This window comes from Alloalcanivorax xenomutans (genome assembly GCF_032810065.1).
In the GTDB taxonomy this organism is placed as follows: Bacteria; Pseudomonadota; Gammaproteobacteria; order Pseudomonadales; family Alcanivoracaceae; genus Alloalcanivorax; species Alloalcanivorax xenomutans.
Window position 1 is genome coordinate 1,817,284 of sequence record NZ_CP136538.1, and the last position, 14,148, is coordinate 1,831,431.

Sequence of the window (14,148 nt, forward strand, 5' to 3'; positions counted from 1 at the left end):
AATGATCGCCCCGGACGGCGTGGTCGCGCTGCGCGAGGAGCGGGGGTTGCGGCTGCTGGTGCTGTGGCTGCCGCCGCTGCTGACATTATTGTTCCTGGCTATTTTCGGCGGCGGTGAGCCTCGGCGGTTACCGGTGGGCGTGGTCGATCTGGACCATGGCGCCGAAGCCCGTGCCCTGGTGCGCCATCTGGCCGCCAGTCCCGGCCTGGACCCGGGCCATGCCTACTCGTCGCCAGGAGCGGCCAAGGCGGCGCTGCAACGGGGTGATATCCTCGCCATGGTGGTGATCCCCGAGGCATTCGGTGCGGATTTGCGCGCCGGCCTCAGTCCCAAGGTCGCTGCTTTCCACAACAGCCAGTTTTTATTGTCCGGCAAATTTTTGTCCTCATCCCTCACCGCCGCTGGTCAGGATTTCGCCGTCCGTGCCGGCGTGGCGCTGCGTTTGGGGCGGGGACAGCCGGCGCCCCAAGTGGCGGCGACCGCCTTGCCAGTGCGCCCCCACATCAAGGCGCTGTACAACCCGGACATGAGTTATGCCCGTTTTCTGGTCACCGCCATCGCGCCGGCCATGTGGCAGATCCTGATTGTGGTGGCCACGGTGCTGCTGCTGGTGTGGCGCCTGCGGCGGGCGCCGTTGCCCACGGCCTTCGGTGAGCGCTGCCGGACATTATGGTCGCTGCTGTGGCCGGTAACGGCACTGCTCTGGTTGCAGGGATTGCTGATGCTGGTGATGTTCCAGGGCGGGCTGGATTGGCGGCCGGCCGGCAATGTGTTTTGGTTGGTATTGGGTCTGGGGTTGATGCTGCTGGCGGTACAGGCCATGGCGCTGATGATTCTGGCGCTGTCGGCGGAGCCGCTGCGGGCGCTCAGTCTGTGCGCCGCCTATCTGGCACCGGCATTCGCTTTCATGGGGGTAACCTTTCCGCGCGGCGACATGGTGACGCTGGCCAGGGTATGGGGGGATTTGATGCCCTCCACGCACTATCTGCAGTTGCAGGTGGCGGTGGCGGATCACGGCGCCCCCTGGTCCGTACTGTGGCCACCGCTGCTGATCCTGCTGCTGTTTTTGTTGCCATTGCCGTTATCCGCCCGGGCCTTGCCGGAGCGTCTGGAGGTGTCTTCATGAACCGGCCCGTTTGGTGGCGGGCCTGGCTGCGCGAGTGGCGGCTGGTGTACGGCGACACCTCGGTGCTGCTGGTGATTGCCGGCGGTGTATTGTTTTACGCGCTGCTGTACCCGCTGCCGTATCACCGCAACGTGCCCGGTGAGCAGGCGGTGGCGGTGATCGACCAGGACCGCTCGGCGCTGTCCCGGCAACTGATCCGCATGGCCGACGCCACGCCGCAGGTGAGGATCGTGGCGCGGCCGTGGAGTGATGAGCAGGCGCGGATGCTGCTGGCCCGCGGGGAAGCCCACGGACTGCTGGTGATTCCCGAGCATTTTCAGCGGGACCTTTATCTGGGGCGGCCCACTTCGTTGTCCTATGCCGGTGACGCCAGTTACTTCCTGATCTATGGCAATGTGGTGCAGGGCCTGCTCACCGCCGGCACCACTCTGGGGGTGGAGGCGCAGGCCATGCGCGCCTTGATGCAAGGAGAGTCACCAATGGCGATTCCCGGTGAGGTGATGCCGATGCGGCTGGTGACCAAGGCGGTATTCAATGATGACAGCGGTTACATCGGCTACATCGTGCCCGCCGTGTTTGTCCTGATTCTGCATCAGACCCTGTTGATCACCGCTGGCTGCGTCACCGTGCGCGACCGTTTGCGCGGCGGGCTTGGATTGACCGCGCCGGGGCTGGCGTTGCCGCTGCGCTTATCGGTATTCGTGCTGATTTACCTGCTGCTGGCGGCGCTCTATTTCGGCTTCTTCTTCCACTTCTATGAGGTGCCCCGGTTGGCGGGCAAGGGGGCATTGCTGTTGGTGACCACTTTGCTGTTTGTCACCACGGGGCTGTGTGCCTTGTTCATGGGGCAACTGCTGCAACGGCCGGAATGGCCCACGGTGGTGGTGCTGGTGTCGTCATTGCCAATCGTGTTCACCGCTGGTTTCGTCTGGCCGGAGGCGGACATGCCCGGCTGGGTGCGCGGGCTTTCCTGGCTGGCCCCGGCCAAGCCGGGCATCATGGCGCTGCTGAAATTGAATCAAATGGGCGCGGGGCTGGATGCGATACGCCCGGAACTGACCGGATTGGTGGTGCAGGCATTGGGATATGGCGGCGCGGTGGTATTGATGGCGCGACGACAGGCCGCCCGGGCTTGAGGCGCCTGTCGTTGGCCGGGATGGACCCCTAAGCTCTAAGCCGCCCCATTCGCAGTCGGCGCCAGCCCACCACGCCGGCCACTTTCAGCAGCGAACTGAGGCCGCCGGCGTCCGGCAGCGGCGCCTTGCCACGGGCGATACGCCCCAATTGCAGGGTGTACCAGGACACCTCCATCATGGCCGCTTCGTCCACCATGCGTACACCGGTGCGGATCGGCTTCACCCTGCAGTCGCGGGCGCGGCCATCCAGCAGGCGCTGGCTCAAGTCTGGTTCCACCACCAGAGGGCGAGCCAGGCCGACCATGTCGGTGGCGCCGTCGGCCAGGGCGCTGTTCATTCCCTCCAGCGTGCGGAAACCGCCGGTGACCATCAGCGGCACCGTCACCCGTTGCCGTACCTGTTCGGCGTAATCGAGGAAATAGGCCTCGCGCCGGCGGGTGGATTCCTTCACGCCCTGACCGGCCATGCGCGGCGATTCATAAGTGCCGCCGGAAATCTCGATCAGATCCATGCCCCGCTGTGCCAGCGCTTCCACCACTTGCAGCGATTCGCCTTCTTCAAAGCCGCCTTTCTGGAAATCGGCGGAGTTGAGTTTGATGGATACCGGGAAGTCGTCGCCGACCCTGGCGCGAATGGCATCGTACACCTCAAGGACAAAGCGGCGGCGATTCTCGGCGTTGCCGCCGTATTCGTCTTCACGCTGATTGGACAGCGGTGACAGAAACTGACTGACCAGGTAACCGTGGGCGCCGTGAATCTGCACGCCAGTGAAACCGGCGTCGCGGGCGAGAGCGGCGGATTCACCGAAGCGGCGCACGATGTCGGCGATTTCGGCCTGCGTCAAAGCCCGCGGCAGATGGAAGAAGCGCCCCAGTTTGGGATCGCTGAACGGCACCGCCGAGGGGGCCACCGCGCCGCGATTGAGCGCCTTCGGGGCTTGTTTGCCGGGATGATTGAGCTGCATCCAGATGTGCGTATTCTGCTCGCGCCCGGCCAGGGCCCAGCGTTCCAGCAGCCGTTTGTCACGGTTGTTTTCCAGCACCACGTTGCAGGGCTCGCCGATGGCGCGGCGGTCCACCATGACATTGCCGGTGACCAGCAGGCCGGTGCCACCCCGGGCCCATTCGCGGTACAGCCGTACCAGGCGCGGCGTCACCCGGTTGCCCGGGGTGCCCAGGGTTTCGCTCATCGCCGACTTGCCCAGGCGGTTCTTCAGGGTCGCGCCACAGGGCAGGGACAGCGGCTGGTCAAGGGTCACGGTCATCTCGGGACTCCGGTGGATTCGATGGGCCCATGATGCCCATTGAGGCCGGCTTTGCCGCGTCCTCTCGGGCCAAAAGCGGGGCCGATCCGCCATTGGAGCGGCCCCATTGATCCGTCATAATGCGCTCCCCGAATGGCCGGGCCGAGCACAACCGGGAGCGCCCCATGACCGAGCAACGAGACGACATCTACGCCCAGCAGCGCGAACGCATCGAACGGTTTTCCTTCGATGAGCGGGTGGTGCGTGTCTTCCCCGACATGATCAAGCGCTCGGTGCCCGGGTACGCCACCACCATCGACATGATCGGGGTGCTGGCGGCGCGCTACGCCCAGCCGGATACCTGCCTTTATGATCTGGGCTGTTCCCTGGGAGCCGCGACCCTGGCCATGGCGGCCCTGACGCCGCTGGACAAAGGCTCCCTGGTGGCGGTGGACAATTCCCCGGCGATGATCGAGAAGGCGCGGGACCTGTTGCGGGACCAGGGTTTGCAGGACCGGGTCCTTTTACGCCAGGCGGACGTGGCGGAGATGGCCTTCGAACCCACCTCGGTGGCGGTGCTCAATTTCACTCTGCAATTCATTCCCCTGGAACAACGCGACGCGCTGATTCAGCGTCTTGCCGACGCCACCCGCGAAGGCGGTATTCTGGTGCTGTCGGAGAAAATCCGCTTCGAGGACGCCGCCGAGAACGCCCTGCAAAGCGAGTGGCATCATGCGTTCAAACGCAACAACGGCTATTCGGATCTGGAAATCAGCCAGAAGCGCAGCGCCATCGAGGAAGTGTTGTTACCGGAAACCCTGGCTGTCCATGAGGAGCGGCTGCGCCGGGCCGGTTACCGCGAGGTGCGGGTCTGGTTCCGCTGCTTCAATTTCATGTCGCTGGTGGCGGTACGTTGATGGAGACTTACCTGACGGCGTTGGGCGCGGCCCTGGAGCAGCACCTTGGCGAAGCGGCGGCGCCGATGCGGGCGCTCAGCCGGGAGCGTCTGGTCGAACGCCCCCACGGGGATCTGCCGCGTTGGCTGTCGGCTCTGGAGCGGTTGCCGCCGGGACCGGCGCCCTGTGACTTTGCCCGGGATACGGTGACCATCGGCGAACCCGGCGCGGCCGGGGATACGGAGGCCCTGCACCAGGGACTTACCGGGCTGATCCCCTGGCGCAAGGGGCCCTTTTGTTTCTTTGGCGAGCACATCGACACCGAATGGCGGTCGGACTGGAAATGGCAGCGAGTGGCGCCGCATCTCAGCGACCTGCGCGGCCGGCGCGTGCTGGACGTGGGCTGCGGCAGCGGCTACCACGGATGGCGCATGATCGGCGCAGGCGCCGACTGGGTACTCGGCATCGATCCCACCATTTTGTTCCTGGTGCAGTATCTGGCGGTGCGCCGCTACGCGCCGGCGGCGCCATTCTCTTTCGCGCCATTGCGGATGGAGGAATTGCCGGCCGCTCTGGAAGCCTTCGACACGGTGTTCTCCATGGGCGTGCTGTATCACCGCCGCTCACCGTTGGATCATCTGCTGGAGTTGCGCGATGCGCTGCGCCCCGGTGGTGAACTGGTGCTGGAAACCCTGGTGGTGGAAGGCGATGAGCGTACCGTACTGATCCCTGAAGGCCGCTATGCCGCCATGCGCAATGTGTTCTTCCTGCCCAGCACCGCCCAGTTGTCGACCTGGCTGCGGCGCAGCGGCTTCGATCAGGTGCGTTGTGTGGATGAGTGCGTCACCACCACCAATGAGCAGCGCGCCACCAAATGGATGCGCTTTCAGTCACTGCCGGACTTCCTCGATCCGGCGGACCCGTCCCGCACCCGGGAAGGGCTGCCAGCGCCACGCCGGGCAGTGATGATCGCGCGGCGAGCCCCCTGACCGCCGCTCTCGGCCGAGCCGTCCCGGCAGCCATGCCAGCGGCGGAACACAGGAGTATCATGGCGCTATTCACACGGGGTGCGAGGTTGCCATGCTGTCTGTTGTTGTCGTTGCGTTGTCCAGTTCCGCCCTGACGCTGATCGTGGTGTCTCTGTGGGGGCATTTCTATTTTCAGCCGAAGCTGCGCCGGACCCTGGAAAAGGATATGGAAAAACAGGCGCGTCAGGCCGCCGAAGTAATAGGCGAAAGCGTGGAAGCGGCGGTCAAGCGTGGCCTCGCCGATGGCTTGCGCAACCTGCCCACCCGGGAAATCCTGGAAGAAACCAGCCGCAGCCTGGCCCGCTCCGGCAGCGAGATCGTCGGCGAACGGCTGGGGAAGTTCTTCGGCAAGAAAGAACGATGAAAAAAGCAGGGAACAGTTAACAGGGAATAGTTAACAGCGAAAAGCAAAGGGCATTGCGATTCTGCAAGGGCTGATTGCGTATCAGCAATCCGGTGCTATTGGTTACCTTTTCCTTTCAAGACAACGGAGCTGCCCTGGGTTTGGGCGCGGCCTGGTTACTTCCCGGTCACGCCTTCCTCTTTCGCGCAACTATTCACTGTGCACTGTTCACTATTAACTGCTTTTCTTGTTTCCCCACAGTCTTCCCAGCAGCAACGCCAGACCCAGGCTGAGCAGGGTCAGGGACAGATAGTCGTGTGAAAGGGTTTGCCAGAGGCTGTGCCAGTCGCCTTGGACGCGCATGAAGGCGGCGCTGATCAGGCCCAGGCCGACCAGCAGAAAAGCCAGGTCCAGCCGGCGTGAGCGGCGCAATTCCAGGCGCATCTGCCGGAGCTCATCCAACAGGTCTTCCTGCAGCAGCCGCTGCTCCGCCAATTGAGTGGCCAGTTCGCCAACCTGGGTGGGCAGGGTGGCCAGGCGTTCCAGCCAGGCCGGGTCCTCCCGGCGCAGCAAGGCGAGCAGATCGTGCAGGCGCACGTGATCATCGAGCCAGTTCCGGACCAGCGGCCACAGGCTGAATTCGCTGATCATCTGCTCCAGCCGCAGCAGCAGATCCTCGGGCCCGGTGATGCGCAGTTCCTCGCTGCTGCTGTTGGGGGCCAGCAGCCAGTGGAGCAGGGCGCCAAGAGGGGCGCGGATGCGAATGTCCACCTGGCCTTCGTAATCAGTGAGCAACTCGATGCCGTCGGCGTAAATCAACACATACAACACCCAGTGCGGCTGGTCACCGCGCAAACGCACCACGGTGCCGTCCAGCGCCGCCAACTGATCCCGGCCGCGGCTGTGGGCGGTGAGCACCTGATTGAGCAGGGTTTCCAGGGTGCCGTAGAGCAGCAGCCCGGAAAGGCCGGTGGTGGTGGGTGAAGCGGGCATGCCTGTCCTTGTGGTGTGTACCTGGTCGCGTGAATGGAAAAACCATCCCGAAGTATGGCCTTTTGCCGGCGGAGTTGCCAAAAATTACGCGATGGTGGTTATCCGGGGCCACCCTCGTGCCTATACTAGGCACTTTAATCAGCACATCACATTGGCTGTTTTGACTCGGTGCGGCGGTTACACAAACTGTTCGGCGCGATGCTTGATCGTTAGAGTACTCCAGACTGGCGCCTGCCGTGCCGTTGGTGACCGATGCCAGGGGAGTCTTTACCCAGATGTTGGATTCTTTTTTTTCCCACCCGGACTTCTGGAAGTTATTCAGTATTCCGTTTATTGCCGGGGCGGTCGGTTGGGTCACCAACTGGGCGGCCGTGCAGATGACCTTCTATCCCCTTGAGTTCATCGGTATCCGTCCGATCTTCGGCTGGCAGGGCATCATTCCATCCAAGGTGGAAAAGATGGCCGGCATCGTGGTGGAGAAAACCCTGCAGAAGCTCGGCAGTCTGGACGAATTCTTCCGCGAGATGGAACCGGAGAAAATCGCCGCCCACCTGACCAAAAGCATCCAGGCGCGGATGGAGGAATACGTCGATGAGGTGATGACCGAGCGCAATTCCGTGCTCTGGGAGAACCTGCCACTGGTGGTGCGCCGCCGTGTTTACAGCCGCGCCCGGCGGGCGATTCCGGCGGTGATGGATAATGTGGTCGAGGACATCAGCCGCAACCTGGAAAGCCTGGTGGACATGAAGCACATGATCGTCAGCCGCATGCGCGAGGACAAGGCGCTGATGGTGCAGATGTTCAAGGAAGTGGGTGAGCCCGAGTTCCGTTTCGTCACCAATTCCGGCTTCTACTTTGGTTTTCTGTTCGGCCTGATTCAGGTGCCGGTGTTTATTTTCGTGCCTGGCAACTGGGTGTTGCCGTTGTTCGGCTTTATTGTCGGTATCGCCACCAACTGGCTGGCCCTGAACGTGATCTTCCGGCCGCTGAACCCGGTGCGGGTGGGGCCATTCCGGGTCCAGGGGCTGTTCCTGAAACGTCAGAAGGATGTGGCGGAATCGTTTGCCCGGCTCACCACCGAAGAGCTGGTGACGCTGCGCAATATTATGTACCAGGTGGTCAACGGACCACGTGGTGACCGCACCAAGGCGTTGATCAAGCGTCATCTCAAGCCGCTGCTCAGTGGCGGTGTGGTGCGGACCGCGGCGCAGTTGACGGTGGGGCCGGGGGGCTATGCCGACCTCAAACGCGCGGTGGAGGACAAAGCCGTGGATCTGGCGGTGGAGCCGTTCGAGGACGACAACTTCAACCGCGAGCGCAGCTCCATTATCGAGCGGCTGATGTGTGATCGCATGCAGGCGCTCAGTTCCGTGGAGTTCCAGGACCTGCTGCGTCCGGCCTTCCAGGAGGATGAGTGGATCCTGATCCTGGTCGGGGGCTTCCTCGGCGCCATGGCCGGGCTGGCGCAATTGATCTTCGTGTTTGGAGTGGCCTGACCATGGCATCCCTGAGCCTGACCCCGGCAACCCTGGCCATGCTGTTGGTGGGCTGCGCCCTGATCTCCTCCCTGATCACTCTGAGCGTGGTGGGGCTGGCGGTGAAGTTCCGTCTCTGGCCGGCTCTGGAGCGCCATATCGACCAGCGCCTGGAGCTAGCGGCGGATCGCCTGGAAGACCGCTTGCGTCGTCGTGTCAGCGGGCTGGCCAAGGACCTGGCCCGGGGCGTCGGTGGCCTGGTGGTGGGGCGTCGCGGCCGGGAAGACGACACCGACCCGGAAGCCTGAGGCCAGCCGGCTGTAGGACAATTCCCCCCATCTTTCCAAGTGCTTTCCCTTATACTGTAGGGCGTTTTTCACAGCGCGCCGGCGATGACCAGGACGGCGCCCGCTTTCGGGAGAAGCATCATGTCCGATCAATCCAAGGACAATAACCAGGATAAAAAAGACGAACGTGGCCCTTTGCGCACCCTCACCGGTGCCTCCCGGGACCTGCGTAAGTACACCCACCAGATCTGGCTGGCGGGGCTTGGCGCTTTTGCCCGCGCGGAGGAAGAGGGCAGTGGTTTCTTCGACGCGCTGGTGGAAGCTGGCCGCCAGGTGGAAAAGCACACCCGCGAGAAAGCCCCGCGGGTGGAGGACATAAAGGAACGGGTTCGTCATCACACTGGCGAGACCATGGACCGCATGGAAAAAGCTTTCGATGACCGCCTGAGTAAGGCGTTGTCACGGTTGGGTATCCCCAACAAGCGGGAGGTGGAGGCGCTGCAACGCCGGGTCCAGGAGTTGACCGATGCCCTGGAAAGGATGGAGGACGAGGAGCCGGAGTCCGACTCCAAACCCCGGGACCCGGAATAAATCGTGGTCCGTTTCTGTGGGATGCTGCCTTGGCAGCGAATCGACGTGTAAACCGGCTGCCCCACGACTCTGGGACAGCCGCGCCCTTACTTTTCCCCCGCCTATTGCCAGCTTATTCACATAGTTATCCACAGATGCGCTCAAAGTGCTCCACAGGGGCGCATCAAGCTATGAAAAATAACGCTATTCATCCACGCGGATGACCTGGAACAGCGCAGGAGGGCAAAATCGGGACATTGGCGTCTGTTCACTATTGACATCGACAAATCGGTCCGAAACTGTGCACAGCACCTGGTGGGATGTGAAAGTCGGTAACAAAACTTCCCAAAAGGTCTAAATCGCTTAAAGTTGATTCCATAACTTATTGAAAAACAAAGATTTTCTTTAATTGGTCAAAAAAACGTCAAATTGCGCAATCTCCCCTTATTAAGCCGTCATGGCTTGTTTTCCTCACTTTCTCAACAGGGTTATCCACAGGAACTGTGGAAAACCGGCATGACCGTTCCAGGTCCCGGATTTTCCTTCCGTCAGTACGGTCAAAATCACACCAATGAACAGGTACCGGCGTACTGTCTGGGATGTGAGTCTTCTCGCACCGGTTATACACTGGTTTATCCACAGAAGCTGTGGGTAACCTCAGGCGAAGCCGCTCAGCAATCCCCCGTCCACCAGGAATGAGGTGCCAGTGACATAGGACGCGTCATCGGAAGCCAGCCAGACCGCGACCTTGGCCACCTCTTCCGCCGATGCAACGCGGCGCACCCCGCGAACCAGCTGGTTGGCCCGTGCCACCGCTTCCGGGTTGCTGCCGGTGGCTCGCCGGAACATGGGGGTATCGGTTATGCCCGGGGCCACCACGCAGGCGCGCAGGCCCTGATCGGCGTAGTCGAGTGTGGCGCTTTGCGCGAGAGCTTCCAGGGCGGCCTTGCTACTGGCGTACGCGGCGCCGCCCGGGCGGGTGGCGTAGGCGTGCTGGGAGGAGGTGATGACAATGCGTCCCGCACCGCTCTCCAGCAGCGGCGGGATCTGGTATTTCATAGCCAGGAACACGCCGCGCAGATTGGTGTGGTGAATATGCTCCCAATCCTCCAGCGTCAATTGGTGCAGCGGTTTGAACAACACCTCGCCAGCGTTGTTGTAGCCCACGTCCAGACGCCCGTGGTGATCCAGTGTTTTATCGATAAAGGCGCGCACCTGCTCCGGCCGGGTGACGTCCGCTTCTATATACAGAGCCTGGCCGCCTTGTCGGGTGATCTCTTCTTGCACCTGCCGGCCCAGTGCGGTGCGCCGGCCGCAGAAGGTGACCCGGGCGCCTTCGGCGGCGAACAGGCGGGCGGCGGCGGCACCGATGCCCGAGGTGGCGCCGGTGATGGCAACGACCTTGCCGTGGAAGCGGCCTGGCGGGCGCGGCTGCGCGGGGGACGATTCCGCCTGGGCGGGGCTGGCGGAGAGGGTGGTGGACAGGAGGGTGGAGGGCGCGGCGCTGGCCGCCAGTCCGGTGGCTCCCAGCTTGAGAAAACGGCGACGATCCGGGGTCATGAGTTCAATGCCTTCGCGGTGGAATAGGGTGACCTCCACCTTGCCGTCCGACAACCTGGGGATAAATGGGACTGGTCGCATGGTATTTTTGACTCCGAGTCATTAATGCATGCTTGGCAAGGCGGTCCTCATGTCCCTGGAAACCACGGAAATCAGTGTCTTTGTCAGTGTCGTCAAACTGGGCAGTTTTGCCCGTGCCGCGCAGGAGCACGGCATGACCCCTTCCGGAGTCAGCCGTGTGGTATCCCGCCTGGAGGAGCGGTTGGCGGTGCGCTTGTTGCAGCGGTCCACCCGGCGGTTGTCGCTGACCGAATCCGGTGCCGTGTTGTTCCGGCGCGGCCAGCGTGTTCTGCAAGAACTGCAACAGACGGAAAGCGAGGTCACCGCCGCCAGCCGGCATCCAAAGGGCGTTATTCGTGTCAACGCACCGGTGGTGTTCGGGCGGCAGCACATCGTGCCGTTGCTGAAACCGCTGCGTGATCGCTATCCGGAGCTGTCGATTGAATTGGAATTGAGTGATCGCTTCATCGATCTCATAGACGGCGGCGTGGACCTGGCCATTCGCATCGGCGCACTGGAGGATTCCCGTCTGGTGGCCCGCCGGCTGTGCGCCAACCGACGGTTGCTGGTGGCCAGCCCGGCCTATATTCGCCGCCATGGCGTGCCCCGTGAGCCGAAGGAACTGAGCGATCACCAGTGCCTGATCTTCACCGCGCTGGAGAAGCCGCGCCATTGGCGGCTGCAGGGGCCCGAGGGCACGGTGTCGGTACCGGTGGCGGGGCCCGTGGTCTGTAATAACGGCGAGGTGCTGACCGAGGCCGCCAAGGCCGGCTTGGGCATCGCCATGGGGGTGACGTTCTCGATCGCCGATGCGTTGCTCTCCGGTGATCTGGTGCGGGTCTTGCCGGAGTACGAATTCGAGCCCTCGGCGGTGCATGCGGTTTACCCGTCGGCGCGGCAACTGTCGCGCAAGGTGCGGGCGGTGGTGGACTTCCTGGCCGAATCCTTGCCCGGGCCGCCGTCCTGGGATCTGGCGTTGCGCGGCAAGGTGGTGGGGTTCGAGCCGGCGCCCTGATCTGTGGGGCGGCAAGGATACGAATCAAGCTGCCTGTTGCCAGGTGGGGAGAGTCGACGGGCAGCGTTCCAGGACACGCTGCAAGCACATCCATGTGGGCTCGGGTTTGGCCTTCCCTGGCCAAACACGGTCCTGGAACACTGCCCGCCGACTCTCCACGAGCTCTGAAACCGCCTGCTTCGACCCACCTCCCGGGCTACGCGGCGGTATAGGGAGCGACAGTGGCCCATGAGCCGCGAGCTGTAGGATTGATGAGCCTCCGGCAAGAATGCCTTGAGGTACCGGGGCTGTTTCATGCTTCCGCCGCCGCCTAGTCTGGGGGGCTCATGAATCTCGAGGAGAAACGGATGAGAAAAGCGGCGGGCATTTTTCTACTGTCGATAGGGTTGGCAGCAGGCGCCCGGGCGGAATTGGCGCCGGTAGATCTGGTCTATCAGTTGGCGCCGACCACCGCGTTGAGCGCCGGTGTCCTGGAGGGCGGCACTCGCTTCAGCCGGATGCTGGCATTGGGGGACTTTGGCCTCGGTGCTCTTAGCCCGGTGGACGGCGAGATTATCGTGCTGGGTGGCAAGGCCTACCAGGCCGACCTGGAAGGCCGTATCAGGGCCGTGTCGGATCAGGAGCAAACCCCGTTTCTGACGGTGAAGCGGTTTACCCGGGATCAGCGTTTCACTTTGTCGCAAGTGCGGGGAATGGCGCACCTGGCCCGTGCTCTGGACGCCCGGCTGCCATCGGCCAACGGCGTTTACGCCGTGCGGCTGGACGGGCGTTTCCAAGCTCTGAAATTACGCAGCGTGCCCCGGCAAAAGCCGCCGTATCGGCCCATTGATCAGGTGGTGGCCGAGCAGAACGTGTATGAGCTGGCTGATGTGACGGGTACTCTGGTGGGGTTCCGGTTACCGGATTACCTGGCCGCGGTCAGCGGTGCCGGCTATCACTTTCACTTCATTGACCAGGAGCGGCGCCGGGGCGGTCATCTGCTGGACTTGCGTGGTGAAGACCTGACCGTGTCAGTGGACCGTGGGGCCGGGGTGGCGCTGTTGTTGCCGGAAGACGAGGCCTTCGCCGATGCCGACTTGCGCTTGGATTCACAAAGCACGGCCCGCTTTCAGCGGGCCGTGCGAGGGGAGGTGGAGTAGCGCTTACAGCCCGTACTTGCTGACGTCCACTTTCGAGTAGATTTCTTTCCAGTACAGGTCCGCCAGCGCCTCGCTGCTGTCCACGTCCTTGACCAGTGTCATCCATTTCTCCAACAGAGGACGGAAGGTGGCGATCATCTCCGCGGCGTCGTCCACGCCGTATTTTGTCTGGTAGTTGGCGGCGATGGTCTCCATGTCCTTTTCGATGAACTGTTCGGTGGTGGTGACCATGGCGTCGTCGGCTTCGTGCATGGCGATGCCTTTTTCCTTGGCTTGCTTGAGCGCGCGCTCGTCATCGATGCGATAGCCCCAGGTCACATTGGCATTGGAGTCGGCGGCGGCGTGCAGAACCGCCTTACGCTGTTTCTCATCGAGATCGCGCCACACTTTGCGGTTGGTGCTCAGGGACAGGCCTCCGTAGATGCCAAGAGGGGCGCCCAGAGTGATGTCGGTGGTGACTTCCATCAGGTTGAAGCTGATCAGTTCGGCGGCGGCCTGCATGGTGCAGTCCACGGCGCCCTGGCTCAGGCCCTCGTAGATTTCGTTCACCGACATGGTCACCGGCGTGGCGTTCAGTGCTTCGGCCGCCCGGGCCCATTGCGCGCCGCCCACGCGGACCCGTTTGTCGCTGAGGTCCTTGAGGGTATCCACGGGCTTGTTGCAGAGAAAATAGTAGGGGGACGCCGCTGAGCCGCCGCTGAAAACATGGTCGTGGGCTTCCCATTCCGCGACGCACTTCGGACAGTGTTCGAATATGAACTCGCTGACCGCGCCGGCGTAGGCGAGATTGGACAGGGATTTCGGAGCGCCCATCAGATCGGTGAGCATGGTTAGTTCGGCCACCAGGTTGGTGCGCGGATATTCGGACGGGAAATAGGGGTAGATCATGGAGCCGATGTCGGTCATGCCTTTTTCCACCCCGCCGGACATTTCCGCGAAGCTGAGCAGGGACATCATATAGACCTTGGCGGTGAGGTCGCCGCCGGAGTAGTCCTCAAGCGATTCGGCGAACTTCTCCGCCGCCAGGCCGCCAAGGGAATTCGGCGCTGAGCCGGTGGCGTAACGTAGCTGTTTGGCCGCCACCCCGGAGCTGAACAGCAAAGCGGCGAGAGCGGCAAGCAGGGCAGTGAAAGCGGGGCCGCGACGGGAGGCCGCGCCCCATGAACGAAATACCGGCATGGGAATGTTCTCCTTCTTATATGACCCGAAATGGGTCTTTCATCCTGTCGGTGGGCGGCGGCAATTAACGTCGTCGGAATGGACGATTATCAAACCCT

General features: G+C 62.8%; 14 protein-coding genes. 10 read left to right on the forward strand and 4 right to left on the reverse strand.

Features of this window, described 5'->3' with window-relative positions; genetic code table 11:
* The first annotated feature begins 1 nt into the window (after position 1).
* Both RYH70_RS08545 and RYH70_RS08550 read left to right on the forward strand, forming a co-directional pair.
* On the forward strand, positions 2-1,126 hold the full coding sequence (locus RYH70_RS08545) for an ABC transporter permease (RefSeq protein ID WP_317010076.1): 1,125 nt from the start codon (positions 2-4) through the stop codon (positions 1,124-1,126).
* Positions 1,123-2,262: an ABC transporter permease gene (locus RYH70_RS08550; protein ID WP_022994402.1), complete on the forward strand. Its 1,140-nt coding sequence runs from the start codon at positions 1,123-1,125 to the stop codon at positions 2,260-2,262. Before RYH70_RS08545 ends, RYH70_RS08550 begins: the two co-directional genes overlap by 4 nt.
* A 28-nt stretch (positions 2,263-2,290) precedes the next feature.
* Here the strand turns inward: RYH70_RS08550 and RYH70_RS08555 are convergent, their stop codons facing one another.
* Complete coding sequence (locus RYH70_RS08555; RefSeq protein WP_022994403.1) at positions 2,291-3,526, reverse strand: NADH:flavin oxidoreductase/NADH oxidase family protein; 1,236 nt, start codon at positions 3,524-3,526, stop codon at positions 2,291-2,293.
* 164 nt (positions 3,527-3,690) lie between these two features.
* Here RYH70_RS08555 and cmoA point away from each other — a divergent pair, with 164 nt between their 5' ends.
* The 3 genes from cmoA to RYH70_RS08570 all read left to right on the forward strand — a co-directional run bounded on the left by cmoA (position 3,691) and on the right by RYH70_RS08570 (position 5,793).
* Positions 3,691-4,422: a carboxy-S-adenosyl-L-methionine synthase CmoA gene (cmoA, locus tag RYH70_RS08560; RefSeq protein ID WP_317010077.1), complete on the forward strand. Its 732-nt coding sequence runs from the start codon at positions 3,691-3,693 to the stop codon at positions 4,420-4,422.
* Positions 4,422-5,390, forward strand: coding sequence for a tRNA 5-methoxyuridine(34)/uridine 5-oxyacetic acid(34) synthase CmoB (cmoB, locus tag RYH70_RS08565; RefSeq protein ID WP_022994405.1), 969 nt, complete (start codon positions 4,422-4,424; stop codon positions 5,388-5,390). Before cmoA ends, cmoB begins: the two co-directional genes overlap by 1 nt.
* A 91-nt stretch (positions 5,391-5,481) precedes the next feature.
* Positions 5,482-5,793 carry a hypothetical protein gene (locus RYH70_RS08570; RefSeq protein ID WP_014994134.1) on the forward strand — a complete coding sequence of 104 codons (312 nt, stop codon included), beginning with the start codon at positions 5,482-5,484 and terminating at the stop codon, positions 5,791-5,793.
* 213 nt (positions 5,794-6,006) lie between these two features.
* Here RYH70_RS08570 and RYH70_RS08575 read toward each other — a convergent pair whose 3' ends face one another.
* Entirely contained in the window at positions 6,007-6,765 is a 759-nt protein-coding gene (locus tag RYH70_RS08575) for a hypothetical protein (protein ID WP_317010078.1), read from the reverse strand.
* Positions 6,766-7,040: 275 nt separating this feature from the next.
* On the opposite strand from RYH70_RS08575, the gene RYH70_RS08580 reads away from it, so the two are divergent.
* From RYH70_RS08580 to RYH70_RS08590, 3 genes are all read left to right on the forward strand, one after another.
* A complete protein-coding gene (locus RYH70_RS08580) occupies positions 7,041-8,261 on the forward strand; it encodes a hypothetical protein (protein ID WP_022994407.1) in 1,221 nt (406 codons plus the stop codon).
* Between the two features lie 2 nt (positions 8,262-8,263).
* Positions 8,264-8,548, forward strand: a complete 285-nt coding sequence (locus tag RYH70_RS08585; RefSeq protein WP_063139724.1) for a hypothetical protein — start codon at positions 8,264-8,266, stop codon at positions 8,546-8,548.
* A 120-nt stretch (positions 8,549-8,668) separates the two neighbouring features.
* Positions 8,669-9,118 carry a phasin family protein gene (locus tag RYH70_RS08590; RefSeq protein WP_063139723.1) on the forward strand — a complete coding sequence of 150 codons (450 nt, stop codon included), beginning with the start codon at positions 8,669-8,671 and terminating at the stop codon, positions 9,116-9,118.
* Positions 9,119-9,754: 636 nt separating this feature from the next.
* Here the strand turns inward: RYH70_RS08590 and RYH70_RS08595 are convergent.
* On the reverse strand, positions 9,755-10,738 hold the full coding sequence (locus RYH70_RS08595; RefSeq protein WP_284455440.1) for an SDR family NAD(P)-dependent oxidoreductase: 984 nt from the start codon (positions 10,736-10,738) through the stop codon (positions 9,755-9,757).
* Between the two features lie 49 nt (positions 10,739-10,787).
* Between RYH70_RS08595 and RYH70_RS08600 the strand changes: the two genes are divergently transcribed.
* On the forward strand, positions 10,788-11,732 hold the full coding sequence (locus RYH70_RS08600) for a LysR family transcriptional regulator (RefSeq protein ID WP_055100723.1): 945 nt from the start codon (positions 10,788-10,790) through the stop codon (positions 11,730-11,732).
* Positions 11,733-12,079: 347 nt separating this feature from the next.
* Positions 12,080-12,871, forward strand: a complete 792-nt coding sequence (budA, locus tag RYH70_RS08605; protein WP_063139720.1) for an acetolactate decarboxylase — start codon at positions 12,080-12,082, stop codon at positions 12,869-12,871.
* Between the two features lie 3 nt (positions 12,872-12,874).
* Here budA and RYH70_RS08610 read toward each other — a convergent pair whose 3' ends face one another.
* Positions 12,875-14,050 carry a C4-dicarboxylate TRAP transporter substrate-binding protein gene (locus tag RYH70_RS08610; protein ID WP_317010079.1) on the reverse strand — a complete coding sequence of 392 codons (1,176 nt, stop codon included), beginning with the start codon at positions 14,048-14,050 and terminating at the stop codon, positions 12,875-12,877.
* Positions 14,051-14,148: the final 98 nt, after the last annotated feature.

Excerpts from the sequence above, each read along its gene's own strand:
- RYH70_RS08555 (WP_022994403.1), bottom strand. The coding sequence starts at position 3,526 with ATGACCGTGACCCTTGACCAGCCGCTGTCCCTGCCCTGTGGCGCGACC.
- cmoB (WP_022994405.1), top strand. The coding sequence starts at position 4,422 with ATGGAGACTTACCTGACGGCGTTGGGCGCGGCCCTGGAGCAGCACCTT.
- cmoA (WP_317010077.1), top strand. The coding sequence starts at position 3,691 with ATGACCGAGCAACGAGACGACATCTACGCCCAGCAGCGCGAACGCATC.
- budA (WP_063139720.1), top strand. The coding sequence starts at position 12,080 with ATGAGAAAAGCGGCGGGCATTTTTCTACTGTCGATAGGGTTGGCAGCA.
- RYH70_RS08575 (WP_317010078.1), bottom strand. The coding sequence starts at position 6,765 with ATGCCCGCTTCACCCACCACCACCGGCCTTTCCGGGCTGCTGCTCTAC.
- RYH70_RS08570 (WP_014994134.1), top strand. The coding sequence starts at position 5,482 with ATGCTGTCTGTTGTTGTCGTTGCGTTGTCCAGTTCCGCCCTGACGCTG.
- RYH70_RS08590 (WP_063139723.1), top strand. The coding sequence starts at position 8,669 with ATGTCCGATCAATCCAAGGACAATAACCAGGATAAAAAAGACGAACGT.
- RYH70_RS08600 (WP_055100723.1), top strand. The coding sequence starts at position 10,788 with ATGTCCCTGGAAACCACGGAAATCAGTGTCTTTGTCAGTGTCGTCAAA.
- RYH70_RS08585 (WP_063139724.1), top strand. The coding sequence starts at position 8,264 with ATGGCATCCCTGAGCCTGACCCCGGCAACCCTGGCCATGCTGTTGGTG.
- RYH70_RS08580 (WP_022994407.1), top strand. The coding sequence starts at position 7,041 with ATGTTGGATTCTTTTTTTTCCCACCCGGACTTCTGGAAGTTATTCAGT.
- RYH70_RS08545 (WP_317010076.1), top strand. The coding sequence starts at position 2 with ATGATCGCCCCGGACGGCGTGGTCGCGCTGCGCGAGGAGCGGGGGTTG.
- RYH70_RS08550 (WP_022994402.1), top strand. The coding sequence starts at position 1,123 with ATGAACCGGCCCGTTTGGTGGCGGGCCTGGCTGCGCGAGTGGCGGCTG.
- RYH70_RS08595 (WP_284455440.1), bottom strand. The coding sequence starts at position 10,738 with ATGCGACCAGTCCCATTTATCCCCAGGTTGTCGGACGGCAAGGTGGAG.
- RYH70_RS08610 (WP_317010079.1), bottom strand. The coding sequence starts at position 14,050 with ATGCCGGTATTTCGTTCATGGGGCGCGGCCTCCCGTCGCGGCCCCGCT.